This is a genomic window from Chelatococcus daeguensis, from assembly GCF_001887265.1.
Taxonomy (GTDB): Bacteria; Pseudomonadota; Alphaproteobacteria; order Rhizobiales; family Beijerinckiaceae; genus Chelatococcus_A; species Chelatococcus_A sambhunathii.
Genome location: NZ_CP018095.1, coordinates 522959 through 543229 on the forward strand (window position 1 = coordinate 522959; position 20271 = coordinate 543229).

A 20271-nucleotide genomic window follows, 5' to 3' on the forward strand; every position below is an offset into this window, starting at 1 on the left:
GGAAGGACCGATGGGACCCCGTATCCTCATCGTCGAAGACGAAGAGCCGCTCACACTCCTCCTACGCTACAACCTCGAGGCCGAAGGCTATACCGTCGATGCCGTCGCGCGCGGTGACGAGGCCGAGGTGCGCCTGCGCGAGCAGGTCCCGGACCTCGTGCTGCTCGACTGGATGCTGCCGGGACTGTCCGGCATCGAGCTATGCCGGCGCTTGCGTGCCCGCCGGGAAACGGAACGGCTGCCCGTCATCATGCTCACCGCCCGGGGCGAGGAGGGCGAGCGTGTGCGCGGTCTCGCGACCGGCGCGGACGATTACGTCGTCAAGCCCTTCTCCGTACCGGAGCTCCTGGCGCGCGTGCGTGCCCTGCTGCGCCGCGCCAAGCCGGGCCATGTGGCCACCGTGCTCACCGCCGGCGATATCGAGCTCGACCGCGAGACCCGGCGCGTACGCCGTTCTGGCCGCGAGCTTCACCTCGGCCCCACCGAGTTCAAGCTGCTCGAGTTCCTGATGCAGAGCCCCGGCCGTGTCTTCACGCGCGAGCAGTTGCTCGACGGCGTCTGGGGCCACGACGTCTATATCGACGAGCGCACGGTGGACGTGCATGTCGGACGCCTGCGCAAAGCCATCAACCGGGCCCGCAAGCCGGACCCGATCCGCACGGTGCGCGGCGCCGGCTATTCCTTCGACGAGACCTTTTCGCACGCGGAGTGAAGCGCGATGCTGCCGCCATCCCCCGGTGCGGCCAGCAAAGAGGCCGGAGCGGCCCGCTCCGGCCTCTTTGCTGGCCGCTTCTGTCCCCGGTCAGGAGCGCATCACCTTCTTCTCGCGCCGACGGTCCGCCGCCGGCTGGTAGGCGATGCGCGCATGGTGCGCGCAATAGGGCATGCCGAGGAGGGAGCGCGCGCCGCAGAAGCGGAAGTCCGGCGTCGTCGGGTCACCCATCGGCCAGCGGCACATGGCTTCCCGCAGCTCCATGATGGTCACGCGCTCGCTCAGCGGCACGACCACCTCGTCCTGGGGCTGGAACTGTTCCTGCGGCACCGCCTCGGTCTCGAGCTCGGGCGCCGCGGCGAGGGCTGTGTTGCCGCGCACGACGGTCTGGCCCGATGGCTGCGTCATAGGATGGCTCGGGCTGCGTGTGTGCGCGGCCTTCCGCGGCCGGGAGGCCGCCGGTGCCGCCGACTTGGCGCGGCCGGAAAGCCCGAGGCGATGCACCTTGCCGATGACGGCATTGCGCGTCACGCCGCCGAGCTCGGCGGCGATCTGGCTGGCGCTAAGGCCTTCGGTCCAGAGCTTGCGCAGCAGCTCCACCCGCTCGTCGCTCCAGGTATTGCTCTGATCGCTCATCGCTCTCTCCGCCCGGCTCGTTCCGGCGCGCGCAAGGGGAGCGCGAAAGAGGCTCTTGCCTCGTCGCATCCTGCTGCAGGTAGCGCCGATAGGGAATTGGCCACACGATATGTCGTGGTCTGTGGCTCGGAAGCTACAATATGAGGGAAGGCACGAGCAAGGCTTCGCGCCGGCCGATCTGCGTTTTCCCCAAGATCGTGACAGCAATCGGGCGCCGGCTGATCGATCGTATCAATGCGATTGAATTGACAGTCCCTGTGACCCATCTAAAATTGTGGACGGTGCCGCCCCTGCCCGGGCGGCACTTTGATTTTCGGGAAAATCCGAGGCGTCCGGCGGCAGGCCGGCGCCTCATCGCGGAGACGAGAGACGTGACTTCGCCGCTTCTGCAGACCTATGCGCGGGCCGACATCGAATTCGAGAAGGGCGAGGGCGCGTGGCTCGTGACGCGAAGCGGCGAGCGATACCTCGATTTCGGCGCCGGCATCGCTGTCAACGCCCTCGGCCATTGCCATCCGCATCTCGTCGAGGCGTTGACCGCGCAGGCCGGCAAGCTCTGGCACACGTCGAACCTCGTGCGCATCCCCGAGGGCGAGCGGCTCGCCCAGCGGCTGGTCGATGCGACTTTCGCCGACAATGTCTTCTTCACCAATTCCGGCGCCGAGGCGCTGGAATGCGCCATCAAGATGGCCCGGCGCTACCATTCGTCCAAGGGCCAGCCCGAGCGCTTCCACATCGTCACCTTCGAGGGCGCCTTCCACGGCCGCACGCTGGCGACCATCGCCGCCGGCGGCCAGAAGAAATATCTCGAGGGCTTCGGCCCCAAGGTCGAAGGCTTCGACCAGGTCGCCTTCGGCGACTGGGAGGCGCTCGAGGCCGTCGTCGGCCCGCAGACCGGCGCCATCCTCATCGAGCCGATCCAGGGCGAGGGCGGCATCCGCGCCGTCGCGCCCGAGGCGTTGCGCCGCCTGCGCAAATTCTGCGACGAGCGGGGCCTCCTCCTCATCCTCGACGAGGTGCAGAGCGGCGTCGGCCGCACGGGCAAGCTCTTCGCGCACGAATGGGCCGGCATCACGCCGGACATCATGGCGGTGGCCAAGGGCATCGGCGGCGGCTTCCCCATGGGTGCCTGCCTCGCCACCGCCGAGGCGGCGAGCGGCATGACCTATGGCGTTCACGGCACAACCTTCGGCGGCAATCCGCTCGCCATGGCGGTCGGAAATGCGGTGCTCGACGTGGTGCTGGCGCCCGGCTTCCTCGATCAGGTGGCGCGGACCGGCCTGCTCCTCAAGCAGCGCCTTGCCGCGCTCAAGGACAGGCATCCTGGTGTCATCGCCGAGGTGCGCGGCGAGGGGCTGATGCTCGGCCTCAAGCTCGCCGTGCCGAACACGGAATTCGTCGATGCGGCGCGGGCCAACAGGCTCATCGTCATCGGCGCCGGCGATAACGTGGTGCGGCTGCTGCCGCCGCTCACCATCGGCGAGGCCGAGGTGAGCGAGGCGCTGGAACGCCTGGAGGCGACCGCCGCCGCCGTCGAGGCCGCCCGCTCGGTCGAGAAGGGAGCGGCGTGATGAGCGGCTCCGTGCGCCACTTCCTCGACCTCACCGATTTCACGCAAGACGACCTGCGCCAGGTGCTCGACGCCAGCGCCGCGCTGAAGGCCGGGCGCCGCAAAGGCCAGCCGCCGAAGGAGAAGCCGCTCGCCGGCAAGGTGCTGGCCATGATCTTCGACAAGCCGTCGACGCGCACGCGCGTCTCCTTCGACCTCGCCATGCGCGAACTCGGTGGCGAGCCCCTGATGCTGACGGGCAAGGAGATGCAGCTTGGCCGCGGCGAGACCATCGCCGATACGGCGCGCGTTCTGTCGCGCTATGTCGATGCCATCATGATCCGCATCCTCGATCACGAGGCGATGCTGGAGCTCGCCCGCCATGCCGACGTGCCGGTGATCAACGGGCTGACGAAGCGTTCGCATCCCTGCCAGATCATGGCCGACGTGCTGACCTTTGAAGAGCATCGCGGCCCGATCACGGGCCGCACGGTCGCCTGGTCGGGTGATGCCAACAACGTGCTCGCCTCCTGGGTGCACGCCGCGGCGCGGCTCGATTTCACGCTCAACATCGCGAGCCCGCCGGAGCTCGCCCCGCCCGAGGAGGTCATCGCCTTCGCCCGGCGGGAGGGCGCGCGCGTCAATGTCACGAGCGACCCCTTCGCAGCAGTGGAGGGGGCCGATGCGGTAGTCACCGACTGCTGGGTGTCCATGGGTGACGAGGACGAAGGCCGCCGCCACAACCTGCTGAGGCCCTATCAGGTCAACGGCAAGCTGATGGCCGCTGCCGCCAGGGATGCCATTTTCATGCACTGCCTGCCGGCGCACCGCGGCGAGGAGGTGACGGACGAGGTGATGGACGGGCCGGCTTCGGTCGTCTTCGACGAGGCGGAGAACCGCCTCCATGCACAAAAGGGTATTCTGGCTTGGTGTCTGGGAGCAATCGCGTAATGGACATGGCTGCGCCGCCGGCCGGCGACGACCGCGTCTTGCCCTTCGCGGTGGAGGGGCTCGACGTGCGCGGCCGCGTCGCCAGCCTCGGGACGAGCGTCGACACGATCATCGCACGCCACGACTATCCCCCCCCTGTCTCGCGCGTGGTCGGCGAAGCCTTAGTGCTGACGGCGCTGCTCGGTTCGGCTCTCAAGCTCGATGGCCGCTTCCAGCTGCAGACGCGCAGCGACGGGCCGGTCGACATGGTCATCGTCGATTTCGACGCGCCGGGCCGGCTGCGCGCCTGCGCCCGCTTCGATGCCGCGCGCCTCGAGGCGGCTATCGCCGCGCGCGCGACGGCGACGGGAGACCTCATCGGCCACGGCCATCTTGCCCTCACCATCGACCAGGGCGGCGACATGAACCGCTATCAGGGCGTGGTGGCGCTCGAGGGGCAGAGCTTCGAAGAGGCGGCGCACCAGTACTTCCGCCAGTCCGAGCAGATCCCGACGCTCGTGCGCCTCGCTGTCGGCGAGGCGATGGGGGGCGGCGATCATGCTTGGCGGGCCGGTGGCCTCATGGTGCAGTTCCTGCCGCGCTCGGTCGAGCGCATGCGCCGGCCGGACCTCGATCCCGGCGATGCGCCTGAGGGGCACAATCCGGCGGCCGGGCCGGACGAGGACGACGCCTGGGTGGAGGCCAAGCTCCTCGTCTCCACCGTCGAGGACCACGAACTGCTCGATCCGACGTTGACGCGCGAGCAACTGCTCTATCGCCTCTTCCACGAGCGCGGCGTTCGCGTCTTCCAGCCGCAGGCGGTCGAGGAGAGCTGCCGCTGTTCGTCTCACCGCATCCTTGCCATGCTCAAGCGTTTCTCGCTCGAGGATCGCGCCGACATGGTGGGCGACAACGGCCGCATCGGCATCACCTGCGAATTCTGCTCCCGCCATTACGACATCGACCCGGCCGATGTCGCCGAGGAAGCCGATGCCGGCTGAGGACGGCAAGGACCGGCGCGGCACGGCCGACGAGACAGTCGCGCGCAAGCTCAGCCAGCCGGGTGTGAGCTGGACCAAGCTCGCCTTCCGCAAGCGGCGTGGCTGACGTCGCCTATTGCGCGAGGCTGCGCGCCAGGTCGCGCATGAAGGCGGCGCCCGCCTCTAGTTCCGCGAGCGTGATGTATTCGTCCGCCTGATGCGCCCGGTCGATGGTGCCCGGGCCGCAGACGACGGTGGCGATGCCGGCGTTCTGGAAGTGCCCGGCCTCCGTGCCGAAGGGCACGGTGATGGTGCGGTTGCGGCCGGCAAGGCGCAGCGCCAGCGTCTCGGCGGCCGAGCCCGTGTCGGGCCTGAGGCCGGGAACGGAGACCTCGCACAGGGTTTCGATGCGGCTCGCCGGCGCCGTGCGCCGCATGCGCGCGAGGACCGTCTCGGATACCGCGGCGAAGCGGCGCGGAATCTCCTGAGGGTCGAGATCCGGCAGGCCGCGGAACTCCCAGTGGAACGCGCAGTTGCGCGCGAGGATGTTGCGCGCCGTGCCGCCGGCGATGGTGCCGATGTGGATCGTCGTATAGGGCGGGTCGAAACGGCCGGACGCGTCACCGCGCGCCACGAAGTCCTCGGCCATGCGGTTGAGTTCCGCCACGAGATCGCAGGCGGCCATGACCGCGCTCGCGCCGAGCTCGGGCTTCGAGGAATGCGCCTCGACGCCGTGCACCTCAGTCTCGAAGGTCACGACGCTCTTGTGCGCATCGGCCACCTCGAGGCCCGTCGGCTCGCCGACGAAGACGGCGCCGGGCAGCGGCAGGTCCTTGCCGAAGCAGGCGATGCCGTCGGCCACGCCGAGGCAGGTCGTTTCCTCGTCATAGGAGAGGAAGATGTGGATCGGCCGCTTGAGATCCGCAGCCAGGAACTCGGGCACGAGGGCGAGCGCCAGCGCGCAGAAGCCCTTCATGTCCACCGCGCCGCGGCCATAGGCGCGCCCGTCCGCGACGCGCAGGTTGTAGGGATCGCTCGTCCAGGCCTGGCCGGCCACGGGCACGACGTCGGTATGGCCGGAGAGGACAACACCGCCGGGCACGGCGGGGCCGATGGTGGCGAGCAGCGCCGCCTTGTCGCCGGTGGCGTTCGGCAGGCGGATGTAGCGCACGCCCCAGCCGTCGAGATAGGTCGCGACGAATTCGACGAGCGCGAGGTTGGACTTGGCGCTCTCGGTGTCGAAGGCGACGAGCCGCGCCAGCATGTCGAGAGGGGAAAGGCGCGTGCCGGTCATGCGGGGCCCGATCGGTTGCTGCTGCGAAGGATCAATGCATGACCCGCCGCACATAGGGGCTGTCCAGCGGGAACAGCGGGATATCCACGGGAAAACGCTCGCCGCGCTGCGTGATCATGTCGTAGGAGCCGACCATCGTGCCGTGGGCCGTTGAAAGGGGGCAGCCGCTGGTGTAGGTGAAGCTCTCACCCGGCTCAAGGATGGGCTCCTCGCCGATGACGCCGGGGCCGTGCACCTCCTGCGAGCGGCCCTCGCCGTCGGTGATCGTCCAGTGGCGGGTCTTGAGCTGCACCGTCTCGGCGCTGAGATTGACGATCTCGACCGTGTAGGACCAGAAAAAGCGTCCGTCGCGCGGCGAAGATTCATCCTCGAGGAAACGCGGCTCGACAGTGACGCGAATTCCCTTGGTTTCGGCCCTGTACATCTCGCAGCTCCGTGAACGTCGCGAACGGACAACGCCCCGTCCGGCGTGGTAAGCGCTAACGGGGCCGAGCGTCAATCGCCCCGCGCGCCGGGGAGGCAGCACGACATGCTCGACGGGATCATGCGCCGTGTCATCGACCCGCCGCTCGCCGTCGCGGGCCGGCGGTTGGCCGCAGCTGGCGTTGCGGCAGACGCCGTGACGCTCGCGGGCTTCGCCGCCGGGCTTGTCGGCGCCGCAGCGGTCGTCCTGCGGCTCGATGCCCTTGCCGCCCTTCTCTTCCTCGTCGGGCGCGTCGCGGACGGTCTCGACGGGGCGATCGCGCGGGCCGGCCGGCGCACCGATCGCGGCGGCTTTCTCGATATTGTCTGCGATTTCGCCCTCTATGGCGCTTTTCCGCTCGCCTTCGCGCTGCGCGATCCCGACGCCAATGCGCTCCCCGCGGCGGTCCTGCTGGGTAGCTTCTACGTCAACGGCGCGACCTTCCTCGCCTATGCAGCGGTGGCGGCCCGGCGGGGATGGGAGACCGAGACGCGCGGCCCAAAGTCCATCTATTTCACGGCCGGCCTCGCGGAGGGCACGGAGACGATCCTCGCCTTCCTCCTCATGCTGGCGCTGCCGCAGCATTTTCCGGTGATCGCCTACGCCTTCGCTGCCATGACGCTCGCGACCGCCGTCGGCCGCGCGCTCGCCGGCTGGTACCGCTTTCGCGAGGCTCCGCAGGTGCGTGCTTCGGGCTTTTCCCCGCCCGAACGGGACGAGCACGCGCAGCCATAGCCTTTGCCACGAAAGCGCGCTAATCACGGAACTCCCGCGCCCGGGCCCCGGGCGTCGTCCCCTGTCCCCGCGAGGTTCCTGCGAGGTTTCATGGTTCCACTCGTTCCCGGCATCCAGCCTGCAGAGACGATCGCCGCCTTCGCCGAGGCCGGCGTGATCCGCGCCGCGGCCGCTTTCGACGGGGACCAGATCCAGCCGGCGAGCCTCGACCTGCGCCTCGGCGCACGGGCCTATCGCGTCAGGGCGAGCTTCCTGCCCGGCCGCGGCCGTTCGGTGCGCGAGCGGCTCGCTGGTCTCTCCCTGCACGAGATCGATCTGACGCGCGGTGCCGTGCTCGAGACGGGCTGCGTCTACATCGCCGAGCTGCAGGAGGGGCTTGCGCTGCCCGCCGGGCTCGCCGCCGCGGCCAATCCCAAGAGCTCGACCGGCCGCCTCGATGTCTTCACCCGCGTCATCGCCGACCACGGCCGCGAGTTCGATGTCATCGACGCCGGCTATGAGGGGGCGCTGTTTGCCGAAATCTCGCCGCGCACCTTCCCGGTGCTGGTGCGCCAGGGTTCGCGCCTGTCGCAACTGCGCTTCCGCCACGGCGCCTGCCGACTGAGCGACGCGGAGCTTGCCGCCCTGCATGAGGAGGCGCGGGTGGTCGCCTCGCACGAGCCCTCTATCCAGGCTGGCGTCGCCGTCAGCGTCGATCTAGCCGGTTTCGGCGAGCGCCGCCTCGTCGGCTACCGCGCCAAGCGCCACACCGGCCTCGTCGATGTCGACCGGCCCGGCGCCTATCAGGCGAGCGCCTTCTGGGAGCCGCTCTATGCTGGCGGCCAGGGCGAGATCATCCTCGATCCGGGCCAGTTCTACATCCTCGCGTCCAAGGAAGCGGTGCACGTGCCACCGGACTATGCGGCCGAGATGGTGCCGTTCGATCCGTTGGTCGGCGAGTTCCGCGTGCACTACGCGGGTTTCTTCGATCCCGGGTTCGGTCATGCCGGGGCGGGCGGCTCGGGCGCCCGCGCCGTGCTCGAGGTGCGCTCGCGCGACGTGCCTTTCATCCTGGAGGACGGGCAGATCGTGGGCCGCCTCGTCTACGAGCGCATGGCCGCCCGCCCGGCCGTGCTCTACGGCGCCGGCGCCGGCTCGCACTACCAGGCGCAGGGGTTGAAGCTCTCCAAGCACTTCATCATGGACGTATAGTCGGCTGACCGGTTGCGCCGGAGCGCGACGCAAGGGCCGTGCTGCCGGTGGGATGGGGCCTCAGGCTTTCTTCTCACCATAGTAGTAATTTGCCTGCCTCCCGAACACGAGGCCGCGCAGAGTGCGGCGCATGCTCTCCGAACGCCGCAGCGGTTCGATGGCGGCGCGCATGGTCCGATAGGCGGCGATCTTCACGCCGTCCATCAACGGATTGGTGCCCGGCGCGGGTTGTGGCCAGCCATATTTGCGCAGCAGTCCGTTGGCGCGCAGGAGGGTATTGAGCCGCTCGGCCCGCGGCGACTTCCAGGTGATGGCCATGGAGACGGAATGGCCGTCGCCGGTGCGCACCCAGTGCGGCCACAGGTGGGGCACGAAGAGCCCGTCGCCGGGCTGGAGCGAGAAGACCTGCGCCTTTGTCTCGTGGCGCGGGTCGTAGCGCTTGTTGCGGTGCTTGGAGGGCAGCATCTCGAGTTCCTCGTCGCTCAGAAGCGAGCGGTCGCGATTGTCGAAGATGTGGAAGAACTTCGGCCCGCGGATCTGGACGAAGAAGTTCTCCTCCGGGTCGACATGGAAGGGCGTGGTCGCGTTCGCGGAGGCGACGAAGACGAAGCCCTGGATGTCATGGAAGCCGGCCTCTTCCAGGGAGCCGTGGCCGAGCTTCTCGGCGACGCCGGTCAGGACCTCCTCGAGCAGCGCACGATAGGCGGGCTCCACCTCGACGCGCTTCAGCACCATCCAGGCGTTGCATTGCTCGATGCGGTGCACGACCTCCTCGGCCGACATGTCCAGCGTCGGCACGTCTTCCGGCTTGACGCCCGGCGCGACATCGCCGGCGTTGTACTCCACCCGGTCGCGCGGCAGCGCCTTGGCGAGGCGCGCGAGCGCGGTGAGCGAGAACAACGGGTGGTCGGCGAGGTTGTGGCGCGTGGCGAAGGGCTCGCGGGGGAAGCGGCTGGCAAAATCGGCCTCGGTGGCGATGATCTCGGCAATCATGTGTCAGTATCCCTTCAGGCGGTAGTAGACGTGCTTGGCAGCGCCGCGCAGGCGGCGACGCAGGTGCTCGAGACGGACGACAGCGATCGGGAGGCTGTGGCCCTCCTGGCGCAGGCCGACGAAGAGATCGGCGACGGCCATCCGTTCCGGCCACAGGTGGTCGATCATCGGGTGATCGGCGATGGCGCAGGAATCGGTGCGTTCCACCGTCGAGCGCTCGAGCTGGGACCGGGTGAGGGCCAGCGTGAGCTGAACCCCGGGCGAGAAGCGGGCAAACTGCTCATCGTAGGCGATCTTCCAGAACCAGCTGTGGCTGCCGGCATCCAGCAGGAGCCCCGCGGCGACGGGCGTCGCGCCGGCGTGCAGCGTGATGACGCGGCAGCGGCCTTCGCTCGCGAGCAGCCGCGTCAGGGTGCGCACGAAGGTGGCCGTGCCGCTGGATTGCAACAGGGCGGTGCCGCGCTCCGCCTTCCAGCCGGACGCCTCGAGGGCCAGGAATATTTCGGTGGCGTCGCGCACGGCCTGCGGCTCGCTCGCCGTCTCGATGTGCACCTCGCCGAGTTCGCCGAGCCGCCGCAGCTGGCGGCGCAGCTCCTTCAGTTTCTTGCCGGGCAGGCTCGCTACCTGGAATGCCTCCGGGGCGTGTCCGCCATTGAGCACGGCCCGCTCGTGGCGGTCGAAGAGCCGCATCGGCAGGTCCCGAGCCTCGGCCGCGGCTGCGAGCGTCCGCGCCACGGCGCCCTCGGCGGGAAGCAGCGGGAACAGGATGCCGCCGGCCAGGGCGCCGTGCTGCGCCATATGGTCGAGGAAGGCACCGGCGACGGCCACCGCGCTGTCCGCGTCGATCAGTGGCGTATCGAGGCCGCAGAAAGGCATGTGCCACAGGCGCGACACGCCGGGTACGTCGAACCGTCGGCGATCGATGAGGAAGAGGCCGAGGAGATCGCGCGGTGCCCTGCCGTCGCCCCGCCAGACGAGCACGGCGCTCGTGTGCTGTTCCGAGGCGATGTGCAGCGCGGCTGTGAGCGCGAAGGCCCGTTCGGTGAAGATGTTGCGTTCCAGGGCTCGGCGGGCGAGGTCGTCCCAGGCTTCTGCGATGTCCGAGAGCTTGGCCGCGGGCTGCCGCTCGATGGTAAAGCGGCCGCCGGAGGCCGTTTTCGGGCGCGCAGCACAGCCCATGGTGCCGCGCGCGGTGTGCGGCTTCTGCGGCGCGTTCTGCAAGGGGTGTGCGGCCTTGGGTGCCATGCCGGCTGTTCCGATCTGCAACTGTTTGTCCCACCGTGAAACGGTTCCGGCCGTTCCGACGGCCCGCTCTCCAGCTCTCGCAGGGATCGTGCCGGCGGGGGACCCGTCTGCTCGGACGGATCAGCGCGTATCGGTGACCGCCGTCGAAGCCGGCCCGGGCCTGCCGTACAGCTTGTGGAGCTGGCGCGCGGCGCCGAGGCCGACGACGATCACCATGGCGACATAGGCGATGAGCCAAAGGCGCCGCTCGCGACGGCTCTCCCAGCCCGGCGGAACATCGGATGGGTCGTCCATCGGCACACCTCCGATTGCAGCATGGCAGAGGCGGGGTGCCATCCGCAACGAAGGCGAATGAGAAATCTGGGGGATGCGGCGCGGGCGTTGCGATGCCGCATAGTGACAGCCGCTCCGGAACCGGCTATGGAAAGACGTCGCCATCGTTGCACTGCGACGACCGCGCGACGGGCCGCGCACCGGCTTCGCGGGTGTAGTTCAGTGGTAGAACGACAGCTTCCCAAGCTGTATGTCGAGGGTTCGATTCCCTTCGCCCGCTCCAGAGACGCAACCAGCCCGAGGACCGGGGCGCCGTCCCGCTCCCTGGGGAGACGGATCGGGGCCAGACAAAGCCGAAGCGGGCCGCTCGGGAGCGAGAAGCCCGGCGTGCTTCTGCCTGTGCCCGGGGCAGGACGCGCTGCCGGCGTCGTCGTTGCAGCCCGGTTGGACGTGATCGACGCCGCGGCAGGCCGCGGTGCTGCGCTCGTCCTAAAGGCCAAGCCATCTGTTGAGGGTGCTGTACCCGATAGGGCCGTACCGGCGCTCGAGGGGTTCAAGAAGCTCATAGGTGGTGGCACCCGGATGCAATCGATCGAGGACCTCCTGCCGATCCTCGGGGCGCACTGTGAGGAGCGTTCCATCCGGCCGCGGGACCGTCCAAACCGGTAACACTTGCGTCGGCGGGCGCTGTCTTGCCGCCGGTGGCTCGTCTGCCAACCCTAAAGCCCACCTGAATTGATCCGTCCTTTCCTTGATGCGCCGCTCGGATTGAACCAGCGGATAGCTCACATTGAGTTGCTTCGCGAGGTCTTTCGACTCGATCCACGGGCGCTTCTTTAAGGCTTCGCCGATCTTCTGGCGTTCGATGCGGTTCTCTTGAACGCCGCCATAAGCGGCTGTGGTGACAAGCCCGCACCGGAGAAACGCCTGCCGCCTCTCCCAGACAGTATGTTCGCTAACGTTGTTCGCGCGCGCGAGATCCTTGTTGTTCTGATGGGGACGATCCAATATTGCGTGCTCCAAGGGCGTCAGCATGGGACGTATGCGAGCGAGTTGCCCGTCATATGCGTCGAGCGCCCTTTGGATTGCAGCCGCAGTGCTGGTTGTGGGAGACTCCGCTGTCTCCAGTGTGGTCGTGCGCGACATACTCGAGCCGGCCCGGTCGTGCGCAGCCGGGGTATCTGGAGCTTGAGGAGCCGCCCCAAGCGTTTGCTGAGCAGCCATGACCGACCCGGGCCGTTCGATGGAAACCGGGCTCGCGCCGGACACGGCCGTGCCCGGTGATGCATCCGGCCGGGATCGGTGCGGGGCCGGAAGGCTGGACGGAACCTCGGCTGTCCCGCGCCCGCCAGCGCCCAGAGCCGTAGTCGAATCCCAGGAACGAACATCGGCAGGCGGTGACGCCGGTGGCGTGTGCCCGCATTCGTGGAGACCGTTCGGCGAAAGCAGTACGAGGGGCGGAAATGGGGGAGGCGTCTGAAAGGTCGGAGCGGGACTTGGCGGTGTCGTCTGGCCGACGCGCGGACTGCGATCCATCATGTTGAAGCCTGTCAAATGGTCTGATGTTGGCCCCTAAATGAGCTGATGAAGATCTGCGCCGCTATTCAGAAGATGCGAAAGGACGTTTTGCGGTTCAAATGCAATGCGACCCCTTCATCGCCCCAAGTGCCACCCCTGATGCTTCACGACCTCAGCGCCGTCGCGCGGGACAGGATCAACAAGCTGTTGGCCTTTACGGTTTGAGCATGTGGTACGTGCGCTTCGCCGCGCCATGCAGCCACCGACGCATCAATTCGAACCGCAAGGTCATCCGCGTCCGGACATCGTCCGCCCGGTGCAGTCCGATGAAGAGATCGGCGACGGCCATCCGTTCGGACCAGAGACGGTCGATCATGGGGTGGTCCGCGATGGCGCAGGAATCCGTGCGGGTAAGGGTGGTTTCGGCCAATTGCCGGTGGGTGAGCGCGAGCGTGAGCTGCACGCCCGGGGAGAAGCGGGCGAAGCGCTCGTCATAGGCGATCTTCCAGAACCAGGCCTGGTCTGCGCTCTGCAGCACGAGGGCTGCCGCCACCGGCATCTCGCCGACCAAGAGCGTCTCGACATGGCAGCGCCCCTCGCGCGCTAGCAGCCGCGTCATCGTCCGCACGAAGGTCGCCGTGCCGCGGTCTTGCAGGAGGGCGGTGCCGCGCGTGCCCTTCCAGCCCGAGGCCTCGAGGCCGAGGAACACCTCGGTCGCATCCCGCACGCTTTGTGGGTCACGCGCCTCCTCGATCCGCACCCGGCCATGGTCGCCCAGCCGGCGCAGTTGCCGTCGCAGGTCTTTCAGCTTCTTCGCCGAGAGGTTGATTTGCAGGAGGCGTTCGGCATCCTGCCCGCCGTCGAGGACGGCGCGCTCGTGCCGGTCGAGCGCCTCCACCGGCAGGCCGCGGGCGCGGGCGGCCGCCGCAAAGGTCATCGCCACCGGGCCCTTGGTGGCCAGCATCGGCAGGACGAGGCCGGCACCGGCGCGTGAGCGGCGGCAGAGGTGATCGATGATTGCGGCGGCCACGGCCTCGGAACTGTCGGCATCGATCAGCGGTGTGCCGAGACCCGAGAGTGGGACATGCCAGCCGCGCAGGAGGCCGGGCACGTCGAGGCGCCGTCGCGCGGCGAGAAGGAGGAGGCCGGCAAGCTGCCGGCCGTCGCCGCGTTCGCGCCAGACGAGGAGGGCCGAGGTGGCCTGCCCTCCCGCAATGTGCTGCATCGCGGCGAGGGCGAAGGCCCGCTCGACGAAGACATTGCGCTCCAGAGCGCGGCGGGCGAGATCGTCCCACGCATCGGCGATGTCGCCGAGCCGGGCGCCAGCGCGCTCTTCGATGACAAGGCAACCCACATCATCGCGGCCCGTTTTTTCGTCCTTGCCGGGCGCCACCGGACACGGCGAGCCAGCCGGGGCGATCACCGCGCCGAATCTGAAACGGACGACATTCTGTTCCATGGCGGCCCGGTCCCGCTTGTGCCTGGCGTCCCGTACCGGGACGGATGTTGCCGTCCTGGAGCGGTCGCCTATTGCCATAGCAGGGGGCGTGCCGGAAAGCCGCTCCAGAGGCTCAGCGGCTTCCGCCGATGGCGAGCGGATTGTCGGTGAGCGCCTGAGCATCGGGCGTGTCGACGGCAGGCGTGCCGTCGAAGGCGCCCCACAGGCGCCTGACGAAGCTTTCGTCGAGGTCGCGCAGGATGAAGACGATGCGGGTGCGCCGGTCCCCGTCCGGCCAGGCGTCGAGCACGACCGGCGGGTGGAAGATATGTTGCACGCCGTGGATGACGACCGGATGCTCCGGCTCCTCCTTTACAGCGACGAGGCCCTTGACGCGCAGCAGGTTCGGCCCGTGCGCCGAGCGCAGCAGGTCAAGGAAGAGATCGAAGGAGGGGGCCGGGATCGGTCGGTCGCTCGTCAGGCAGAAGGCGCGGATGCGCGCATCATGCCGGTTGACGTCGTGCTGGTGGTGGCCGTGGCCATGATCGTCGTGATGATGATGGTTATGATCATGGTGGCCATGCTGATCGTGCCCATGGCCATGATGATGCGCGTCCTCGAAGACCTCGGCGCGGAGCCAGCGGGCGACGTCGCCGATCTTGCCATCCGGGCTGTAGAGGCCGCGGTCGAGAAGGCGCTCGGCGGTCGCGGTGGCATCGTCCGCGCGCACGACGTCCGCTGCGGGGTTGAGGGCACCAAGACGCGCTGTCAGTCTCTCGAGCCTGCGTAGGTCATCGCCCCGCAGGAGATCGGCCTTGGTCAGGACGAGGCAATCGGCCACGGCGGCCTGCTTCATCGCCTCCTCATGCGCATCGAGCGTCGCCTCGCCATTGACCGCGTCGACGAGTGTCACGACGCCGTCGAGCGCATAGCGCATCGAGAGATAGGGGTGGCGCAGGATCGTGTGCAGGATGGGGGCCGGATCGGCGAGGCCTGTGGTCTCGATGACGACACGGCGGAAGGGCCGGATGCGGCCGTTGTCGCGCCTGCGCAGGAGGTCCTCCAGCGTTGCCACGAGATCACCGCGGATGCTGCAGCACAGGCAGCCGGCCGTCATCAGCACCAGGTCCTCGTCCACCTTCTCGACGAAAAGATGATCGAGCCCGATCTCGCCAAATTCGTTGATGATGACGATGGTGTCCGTCATCCATGGGTCGCGCAGCAGGCGATTGAGCAGGGTCGTCTTCCCCGCCCCGAGGAAACCGGTGACGACATTGAGCGGGATCGGCGCCGGACGGCTGGGCTGGTCAGCGGTCATGGAAAGAAAATCCCGCATGGCTGACGGGCCACCGGCCATGCCGGCGGTCGCGTCATGCATTGCAAGCCGCCGGCCCTGCGCCGGCGACAATGTTCTACTATTACATCTATCGCGCGATGGACAAGCGCAAGACCGGGTCAGTGCTGTGGGCGCGACCGGTCCGGGACGCTAGTTGCCGCTCACCTTCCGGGCCGGCGGTGTCTTCTGGACGGTCTTCTTCGCCGGGGCCTGCGTCTTCATGACGGGGCGCGGCGGCGGCCGGACGGCCCCCTGAAGCACCATCGGGCCGCTGCCGCTGAGCGCAGGGCCCTCCGCTTCCTTGGGCGCGAAGGCGCGAGCGGCTGGTGGCGTCGCGGCAACGGCAGCCGGCGCAGCCTTGGCACCTGGGGCGCGGCCGACATAGACGTCGATGGGCGTCGTCGGCTCACGCGGCCCGAGCGTGCCCGGCTTGTCGCCCATCACCTTCGAGAGCCCGGGTGAGGGCGAGAAGATGTTGAACAGGCCGGCATTAGCCTCCACCGTCTGCATCTCGTCGCCATCCTCGCCCACCGTTCCGCGGTTACGGCCGCAGACGGCCTCGCGCATGTCCGGCGGCGAGGTATAGGAGACCGGCATCGCCTCCAACGTCGAACCGGCCCACCCGGTGCTGGCGAAACCCTTGTCGAAGAGCGCGGCGGCGCGGATCGTGCGCTCGGTGGCGTTGTGCGCGCCCAGTACCACCGTGATCAGCGTGCGCCCGTTCCGCGTCGCCGTGGCAACCACGTTGAAGCCGGAGGCACAGATGAAGCCGGTCTTCATGCCGTCGGCACCCGGATAGCGGCCGATGAGGCCGTTGGTGTTGCGCATGATGCGCTTGCCGAAGCGGATCGCCCCGATGCCGAAGTAATCCTTGTACTGGGGAAATTCCGTCAGCAAGGCGCGGGCGAGCACAGCCATGTCGCGGGCGCTGGTGCGCTGGCGCTCGTCCGGCAGGCCGTGCGGGTTGACGAAATAGCTGTCGTGCATGCCGAGCCGGCTGGCCGAAGCGTTCATCATGGCGGCGAAGTTCTCGACGGAGCCGCCGACGCCTTCCGCCAGCGCTACGGCCATGTCGTTGGCCGACTTGACCATGATCATCTTCAGGGCGTTGTCGACCGTCACCTCGGTCCCGGGCTTGAAGCCCATCTTGGATGGGATCACCGCCGTGGCCGTCGCGCTCACCGTCAGCGGCGTCTCGAAGGTGATGCGCCCGGCGCGGATCTCGCTGAGCACGACATAGGTCGTCATGAGCTTGGTGATCGAGGCCGGATACCAGGCGAGCGTTGCATCCTCCGCGTGTAGCACGCGGCCGGAGCCGGCATCGACCACGATGGCCGGTGCGGCCAGCGCCATGGAGACCGAGAGAAGGAGTGCCGCAAGACCGGAAAAAAGAGGTGCAGCCGTTCGCGAGAAGAGAGCGGTTGTCATATCGAACCTGTCCGGGTCGCCTGCCGGCGCATGGCCGACACCGTGGTGCGATGCGGCCCGAAGCAGTCCTTCCTGGCGTCCAACCCGGAAGGCAAGCGTTTTCGCTGGTCAGTCGTAACCTGTATCGTCTGATTTGCATAGGGTCGCAGCGGCCTGTAGACAGCAATTGCGGCAGCGTCCGGGCGGACGGTGGCGTCTTCCACATCCGCGTTTCACCGGACAGTTTCGCCGTGGTCACAGCCCTTCTGTGGATTCCCGCCACCATCGCGGCCGCCGCCGCGCAGACCCTGCGCAATGCCATGCAGCGCAGCCTGACCGATGTGCTCGGCACGGTCGGCGCGACCCAGGTGCGCTTCCTCTATGGCTTTCCCTTCGCCCTCATCTTCCTCGGGCTTGTCACCGCCGTGACGGGGGAGGGTTTGCCGGCGCCGGGCGCGGGCTTCCTCGCTTTTGTCACGGCCGGTGCGCTGGCCCAGATCGCGGCGACCGCGCTCATGCTCGCCGCCATGCGCCGCGAGGGCTTCGCCGTCACCATCGCCTATACCAAGAGCGAGCCGGTGCAGGTCGCCCTCTTCGGCCTCATCGTCCTCGGCGACCGGCTGACCATGCTCGGCGCCGGCGCGGTCGTCGTCGCGACGCTCGGCGTCGTCATGATGTCGGTGAAGCCGGGCAGCCGCCTCACCTCCCTTGCCCGCGGCGGGCCGGCGCTCGCCGGCATCGCCTCCGGCGCGTGTTTCGCGCTCGCCGCCATCGGCTTCCGCGGCGCCATCCTCGCCCTGCCGGAAGGCTCGTTCCTGGTGCGGGCGACGACGACGCTCGTCTTCGGGCTCGGCATCCAGACGCTGGTGCTCCTCGCCTATCTCGCCCTCTTCGACAGGGGGGCGCTCATCGGCAGCTTCCGGGCCTGGCGGCCGTCGCTCTTTGCCGGCTTCATGGGCGCGCTCGCCTCGCAGTTCTGGTTCGTCGGCTTCTCGCTCACGAGTGCAGCCAACGTGCGCACCCTCGCCCTCGTCGAGGTGTTCTTCGCCCAGATCGCGGCGCGGCGCCTCTTCGCCCAGTCCGCGTCGCGGCGCGAGATCGCCGGCATGCTCCTCGTCTGCCTTGGCGTCGCCATGCTCTTCGCCGCACAGTGATATGAGCGATAATCGGGTTGCGACCCGTCATAGGCGGGTGCACAGTGCGCCGCACAATGATGGGAGGATAACAGGAATGACCGCGGCAATCGTCGGCTGGGCCCATACGCCGTTCGGCAAGCTCGACAGCGAGAGCGTCGAAAGCCTCATCGTCCGCGTCGCCAACGAGGCGCTCGCCCATGCCGGCATCGGCGCCGACGATGTCGACGAGATCGTGCTCGGCCATTTCAACGGCGGCTTCTCGCAGCAGGACTTCACGGCCTCGCTCGTGCTGCAGGCCGATCCCGCGTTCCGCTTCAAGCCGGCCACGCGCGTCGAGAACGCCTGCGCCACCGGCTCGGCCGCCGTCCAGCAGGGCCTCAAGACCATCGCCGCCCGTGATGCGCGCGTCGTGCTTGTCGTCGGCGTCGAGCAGATGACGACGACGCCCGGTCCCGAGATCGGCAAGAACCTGCTCAAGGCCTCCTATCTCAAAGAGGAAGGCGACATCACCGGCGGCTTCGCCGGCGTCTTCGGCAAGATCGCCGCTGCCTATTTCCAGCGCCACGGCGACCAGTCCGACGCGCTCGCCATGATCGCGGCCAAGAACCACAGGAACGGCGTCGACAACCCCTACGCCCAGATGCGCAAGGATCTCGGCTTCGACTTCTGCCGCGCCGAGAGCGAGAAGAACCCCATCGTCGCAGGGCCGCTGAAGCGCACGGACTGCTCCCTCGTCTCCGATGGCGCGGCCGCCATCGTCCTCGCCGACATTGAGACGGCCTTGAAGATGCGCCGGGCCGTCGCTTTCCGCAGCACGGCCCATGCCCAGGACTTCCTGCCCCTGTCGCGCCGCGATATCCTCAAGTTCGAGGGCTGCGCCAAGGCCTGGGCCGATGCGCTCGACCGCGCCGGCCTGACGCTCGACGACCTGTCCTTCGTCGAGACGCACGATTGCTTCACCATCGCCGAGCTCATCGAATACGAGGCCATGGGCCTCGTGCCCGAGGGCGAGGGCGCGCGCGCCATCAAGGAGGGCTGGACGGAGAAGGGCGGGCGCCTGCCGGTCAATCCCTCCGGCGGCCTCAAGGCCAAGGGCCATCCCATCGGCGCGACGGGCGTCTCCATGCACGCGCTCTCCGCCATGCAGCTGTGCGGCGAGGCCGGGGGCATCCAGGTGCCAGGCGCGACCCTTGCCGGCATCTTCAACATGGGCGGGGCGGCAGTCGCCAACTACGTGTCGGTGCTCGAGCGCATCAAGTAAAGTCGCGGCCGAGCCGCGACCTCAGGCCGTTGGCAATAGGCAGTCGGGGGGATCCGACTGCCTATTGCCTATTGCCTATTGCCTATCCATCTATTCTCCCGGCGCCCGCGCGGTCACGGCCAGCGCGTGCATGCCGTTGGCGAACTCCTCGGCGAGAAGGGCGTTGACCATGCGGTGACGTTCGACGCGGCTCTTGCCGGCGAAGGCCGGGGCGGTGATCTCGACGCGAAAATGCGTCTCGCCGCCCGGACGCCAGCCGGAATGGCCGATGTGGTTGCCCGATTCGTCCGTGACCGTGATGTGGGTGGGGGAGAGCCCCGCCGTGAGTTTGGCGCCGATGTCGTCCTTCAAGCCCATGGGTGCCCCCTGCATTGCAACGCCGCTGTGTCTCTGCGGCACTTGTTCTGACAACCGCGTCTCACATAAGCTTTGAGTCATGAATCTCAACTCGCCCCTCTTCGATCGCATCCGTGTCCGCCCCGCGGCGGAGGAGACGGCGCGTCGCGACGACCCGGTGTGCGAGCATCCGGGCTGCGCGGGCCTTGGCCTGCACCGGGCACCGAAAGGGCGGGGGCAGGAGGGCCAGTACTTTCGGTTCTGCCTTGAGCATGTGCGCGCCTATAACCAGTCCTACAATTATTTCGCCGGCATGAGCGAGGATGCCGTCGCCGCCTACCAGAAGGATTCGGTCATCGGCCACCGGCCGACATGGAAGATGGGCGTTAACGGCACCGCACGCATGCGCTCGGCCGCCTATGCCAGGGCCGATGACGAGGCCGAGGTGATCGATCCGTTCGATTTCTTCGCCGGCGCCCGCGAGGCACAGGGCGCGGCTCGCCGTGCCGAGCCGGTTCGGCGCCTGTCCGCGCCAGCGGCCCAGGCCCTCGATACCCTCGGGCTCGAGGAGGTGGCGGATGCAGCCGCGATAAAGGCGCGCTACAAGCAGCTCGTGAAACGTTTTCACCCCGATGCCAACGGCGGCGACCGGTCCTTCGAGGCGCGGCTGCAGGAGATCATCCGCGCCTACAATACCCTGAAGACGGTCGGCTTGTGCTGAACCACCTGTCGTCGTGACGGTCACGATGACGCATGGTGATTTGTGCGCGCCGGCGCGAGCCTATATCGAGAGTCATATCGATATATTTGGGCTTGCCCGCGGGCGGAGGCGGTGAAA

Annotated in this window: 20 protein-coding genes and 1 tRNA gene; 10 read left to right on the forward strand and 11 right to left on the reverse strand. The window is 68.3% G+C overall.

Annotation, left to right across the window (positions count from 1 at the left end; all coding sequences use genetic code 11):
- The first annotated feature begins 10 nt into the window (after positions 1 to 10).
- Positions 11 to 712 carry a phosphate regulon transcriptional regulator PhoB gene (phoB, locus tag BOQ54_RS02410; RefSeq protein WP_055459772.1) on the forward strand — a complete coding sequence of 234 codons (702 nt, stop codon included), beginning with the start codon at positions 11 to 13 and terminating at the stop codon, positions 710 to 712.
- 90 nt (positions 713 to 802) lie between these two features.
- Here the strand turns inward: phoB and BOQ54_RS02415 are convergent, their stop codons facing one another.
- Complete coding sequence (locus tag BOQ54_RS02415) at positions 803 to 1348, reverse strand: GcrA family cell cycle regulator (protein ID WP_055459771.1); 546 nt, start codon at positions 1346 to 1348, stop codon at positions 803 to 805.
- Between the two features lie 371 nt (positions 1349 to 1719).
- Between BOQ54_RS02415 and BOQ54_RS02420 the strand changes: the two genes are divergently transcribed.
- From BOQ54_RS02420 to BOQ54_RS02430, 3 genes are read left to right on the forward strand one after another with little or no spacing between them, the layout of a single operon-like run.
- The gene (locus tag BOQ54_RS02420) at positions 1720 to 2919 is read left to right on the forward strand and encodes an aspartate aminotransferase family protein (protein ID WP_055459915.1); all 1200 of its coding nucleotides are present in this window, start codon (positions 1720 to 1722) and stop codon (positions 2917 to 2919) included.
- Complete coding sequence (argF, locus tag BOQ54_RS02425) at positions 2919 to 3848, forward strand: ornithine carbamoyltransferase (RefSeq protein ID WP_055459770.1); 930 nt, start codon at positions 2919 to 2921, stop codon at positions 3846 to 3848. The genes BOQ54_RS02420 and argF overlap by 1 nt, the downstream gene beginning before the upstream one ends.
- The gene (locus tag BOQ54_RS02430) at positions 3848 to 4828 is read left to right on the forward strand and encodes an Hsp33 family molecular chaperone (protein ID WP_071923176.1); all 981 of its coding nucleotides are present in this window, start codon (positions 3848 to 3850) and stop codon (positions 4826 to 4828) included. The genes argF and BOQ54_RS02430 overlap by 1 nt, the downstream gene beginning before the upstream one ends.
- Positions 4829 to 4940: 112 nt before the next feature.
- Here the strand turns inward: BOQ54_RS02430 and argE are convergent, their stop codons facing one another.
- Positions 4941 to 6101, reverse strand: a complete 1161-nt coding sequence (argE, locus tag BOQ54_RS02435) for an acetylornithine deacetylase (protein WP_055459768.1) — start codon at positions 6099 to 6101, stop codon at positions 4941 to 4943.
- A gap of 31 nt (positions 6102 to 6132) precedes the next feature.
- A complete protein-coding gene (apaG, locus tag BOQ54_RS02440; RefSeq protein WP_055459767.1) occupies positions 6133 to 6525 on the reverse strand; it encodes a Co2+/Mg2+ efflux protein ApaG in 393 nt (130 codons plus the stop codon).
- Positions 6526 to 6630: 105 nt separating this feature from the next.
- Here apaG and BOQ54_RS02445 point away from each other — a divergent pair, with 105 nt between their 5' ends.
- A complete protein-coding gene (locus tag BOQ54_RS02445) occupies positions 6631 to 7299 on the forward strand; it encodes a CDP-alcohol phosphatidyltransferase family protein (RefSeq protein WP_055459766.1) in 669 nt (222 codons plus the stop codon).
- Positions 7300 to 7389: 90 nt separating this feature from the next.
- Positions 7390 to 8490, forward strand: coding sequence for a 2'-deoxycytidine 5'-triphosphate deaminase (locus BOQ54_RS02450; protein ID WP_055459765.1), 1101 nt, complete (start codon positions 7390 to 7392; stop codon positions 8488 to 8490).
- A 60-nt stretch (positions 8491 to 8550) separates the two neighbouring features.
- Here BOQ54_RS02450 and BOQ54_RS02455 read toward each other — a convergent pair whose 3' ends face one another.
- The 3 genes from BOQ54_RS02455 to BOQ54_RS19940 all read right to left on the reverse strand — a co-directional run bounded on the left by BOQ54_RS02455 (position 8551) and on the right by BOQ54_RS19940 (position 11022).
- Complete coding sequence (locus BOQ54_RS02455) at positions 8551 to 9483, reverse strand: cupin-like domain-containing protein (protein WP_055459764.1); 933 nt, start codon at positions 9481 to 9483, stop codon at positions 8551 to 8553.
- Between the two features lie 3 nt (positions 9484 to 9486).
- A complete protein-coding gene (locus tag BOQ54_RS02460) occupies positions 9487 to 10728 on the reverse strand; it encodes a GNAT family N-acetyltransferase (protein ID WP_055459763.1) in 1242 nt (413 codons plus the stop codon).
- Positions 10729 to 10848: 120 nt separating this feature from the next.
- Positions 10849 to 11022: a hypothetical protein gene (locus BOQ54_RS19940; protein ID WP_157672339.1), complete on the reverse strand. Its 174-nt coding sequence runs from the start codon at positions 11020 to 11022 to the stop codon at positions 10849 to 10851.
- A gap of 187 nt (positions 11023 to 11209) precedes the next feature.
- Here BOQ54_RS19940 and BOQ54_RS02465 point away from each other — a divergent pair.
- Positions 11210 to 11284 (forward strand) — tRNA-Gly (locus BOQ54_RS02465).
- A 206-nt stretch (positions 11285 to 11490) separates the two neighbouring features.
- Here the strand turns inward: BOQ54_RS02465 and BOQ54_RS02470 are convergent.
- From BOQ54_RS02470 to BOQ54_RS02485, 4 genes are all read right to left on the reverse strand, one after another.
- Positions 11491 to 12036 (reverse strand): hypothetical protein, encoded by a 546-nt coding sequence (locus tag BOQ54_RS02470; RefSeq protein ID WP_055459762.1) that lies wholly within the window; start codon positions 12034 to 12036, stop codon positions 11491 to 11493.
- A 697-nt stretch (positions 12037 to 12733) separates the two neighbouring features.
- Positions 12734 to 13978 carry a GNAT family N-acetyltransferase gene (locus BOQ54_RS02475; RefSeq protein WP_083585875.1) on the reverse strand — a complete coding sequence of 415 codons (1245 nt, stop codon included), beginning with the start codon at positions 13976 to 13978 and terminating at the stop codon, positions 12734 to 12736.
- 112 nt (positions 13979 to 14090) lie between these two features.
- Positions 14091 to 15275 (reverse strand): CobW family GTP-binding protein, encoded by a 1185-nt coding sequence (locus BOQ54_RS02480; protein ID WP_071924370.1) that lies wholly within the window; start codon positions 15273 to 15275, stop codon positions 14091 to 14093.
- Between the two features lie 168 nt (positions 15276 to 15443).
- Positions 15444 to 16721 (reverse strand): D-alanyl-D-alanine carboxypeptidase family protein, encoded by a 1278-nt coding sequence (locus BOQ54_RS02485; protein WP_071923178.1) that lies wholly within the window; start codon positions 16719 to 16721, stop codon positions 15444 to 15446.
- 230 nt (positions 16722 to 16951) lie between these two features.
- On the opposite strand from BOQ54_RS02485, the gene BOQ54_RS02490 reads away from it, so the two are divergent.
- Both BOQ54_RS02490 and BOQ54_RS02495 read left to right on the forward strand, forming a co-directional pair.
- On the forward strand, positions 16952 to 17854 hold the full coding sequence (locus tag BOQ54_RS02490; protein WP_083585876.1) for a DMT family transporter: 903 nt from the start codon (positions 16952 to 16954) through the stop codon (positions 17852 to 17854).
- A 76-nt stretch (positions 17855 to 17930) separates the two neighbouring features.
- Positions 17931 to 19097 carry an acetyl-CoA acetyltransferase gene (locus BOQ54_RS02495; RefSeq protein WP_063188181.1) on the forward strand — a complete coding sequence of 389 codons (1167 nt, stop codon included), beginning with the start codon at positions 17931 to 17933 and terminating at the stop codon, positions 19095 to 19097.
- Positions 19098 to 19187: 90 nt separating this feature from the next.
- Here BOQ54_RS02495 and BOQ54_RS02500 read toward each other — a convergent pair whose 3' ends face one another.
- Positions 19188 to 19454: a BolA family protein gene (locus BOQ54_RS02500; protein ID WP_096335248.1), complete on the reverse strand. Its 267-nt coding sequence runs from the start codon at positions 19452 to 19454 to the stop codon at positions 19188 to 19190.
- Between the two features lie 79 nt (positions 19455 to 19533).
- Here BOQ54_RS02500 and BOQ54_RS02505 point away from each other — a divergent pair, with 79 nt between their 5' ends.
- The gene (locus BOQ54_RS02505; protein WP_063188185.1) at positions 19534 to 20154 is read left to right on the forward strand and encodes a J domain-containing protein; all 621 of its coding nucleotides are present in this window, start codon (positions 19534 to 19536) and stop codon (positions 20152 to 20154) included.
- Positions 20155 to 20271: the final 117 nt, after the last annotated feature.

Excerpts from the sequence above, each read along its gene's own strand:
- BOQ54_RS02495 (WP_063188181.1), top strand. The coding sequence starts at position 17,931 with ATGACCGCGGCAATCGTCGGCTGGGCCCATACGCCGTTCGGCAAGCTC.
- BOQ54_RS02500 (WP_096335248.1), bottom strand. The coding sequence starts at position 19,454 with ATGGGCTTGAAGGACGACATCGGCGCCAAACTCACGGCGGGGCTCTCC.
- BOQ54_RS02450 (WP_055459765.1), top strand. The coding sequence starts at position 7,390 with ATGGTTCCACTCGTTCCCGGCATCCAGCCTGCAGAGACGATCGCCGCC.
- BOQ54_RS02470 (WP_055459762.1), bottom strand. The coding sequence starts at position 12,036 with ATGCTGACGCCCTTGGAGCACGCAATATTGGATCGTCCCCATCAGAAC.
- argF (WP_055459770.1), top strand. The coding sequence starts at position 2,919 with ATGAGCGGCTCCGTGCGCCACTTCCTCGACCTCACCGATTTCACGCAA.
- BOQ54_RS02480 (WP_071924370.1), bottom strand. The coding sequence starts at position 15,275 with ATGACCGCTGACCAGCCCAGCCGTCCGGCGCCGATCCCGCTCAATGTC.
- BOQ54_RS02475 (WP_083585875.1), bottom strand. The coding sequence starts at position 13,978 with ATGGAACAGAATGTCGTCCGTTTCAGATTCGGCGCGGTGATCGCCCCG.
- BOQ54_RS02430 (WP_071923176.1), top strand. The coding sequence starts at position 3,848 with ATGGACATGGCTGCGCCGCCGGCCGGCGACGACCGCGTCTTGCCCTTC.
- phoB (WP_055459772.1), top strand. The coding sequence starts at position 11 with ATGGGACCCCGTATCCTCATCGTCGAAGACGAAGAGCCGCTCACACTC.
- apaG (WP_055459767.1), bottom strand. The coding sequence starts at position 6,525 with ATGTACAGGGCCGAAACCAAGGGAATTCGCGTCACTGTCGAGCCGCGT.
- argE (WP_055459768.1), bottom strand. The coding sequence starts at position 6,101 with ATGACCGGCACGCGCCTTTCCCCTCTCGACATGCTGGCGCGGCTCGTC.
- BOQ54_RS02415 (WP_055459771.1), bottom strand. The coding sequence starts at position 1,348 with ATGAGCGATCAGAGCAATACCTGGAGCGACGAGCGGGTGGAGCTGCTG.
- BOQ54_RS02455 (WP_055459764.1), bottom strand. The coding sequence starts at position 9,483 with ATGATTGCCGAGATCATCGCCACCGAGGCCGATTTTGCCAGCCGCTTC.
- BOQ54_RS02460 (WP_055459763.1), bottom strand. The coding sequence starts at position 10,728 with ATGGCACCCAAGGCCGCACACCCCTTGCAGAACGCGCCGCAGAAGCCG.
- BOQ54_RS02445 (WP_055459766.1), top strand. The coding sequence starts at position 6,631 with ATGCTCGACGGGATCATGCGCCGTGTCATCGACCCGCCGCTCGCCGTC.
- BOQ54_RS19940 (WP_157672339.1), bottom strand. The coding sequence starts at position 11,022 with ATGGACGACCCATCCGATGTTCCGCCGGGCTGGGAGAGCCGTCGCGAG.
- BOQ54_RS02505 (WP_063188185.1), top strand. The coding sequence starts at position 19,534 with ATGAATCTCAACTCGCCCCTCTTCGATCGCATCCGTGTCCGCCCCGCG.
- BOQ54_RS02485 (WP_071923178.1), bottom strand. The coding sequence starts at position 16,721 with ATGACAACCGCTCTCTTCTCGCGAACGGCTGCACCTCTTTTTTCCGGT.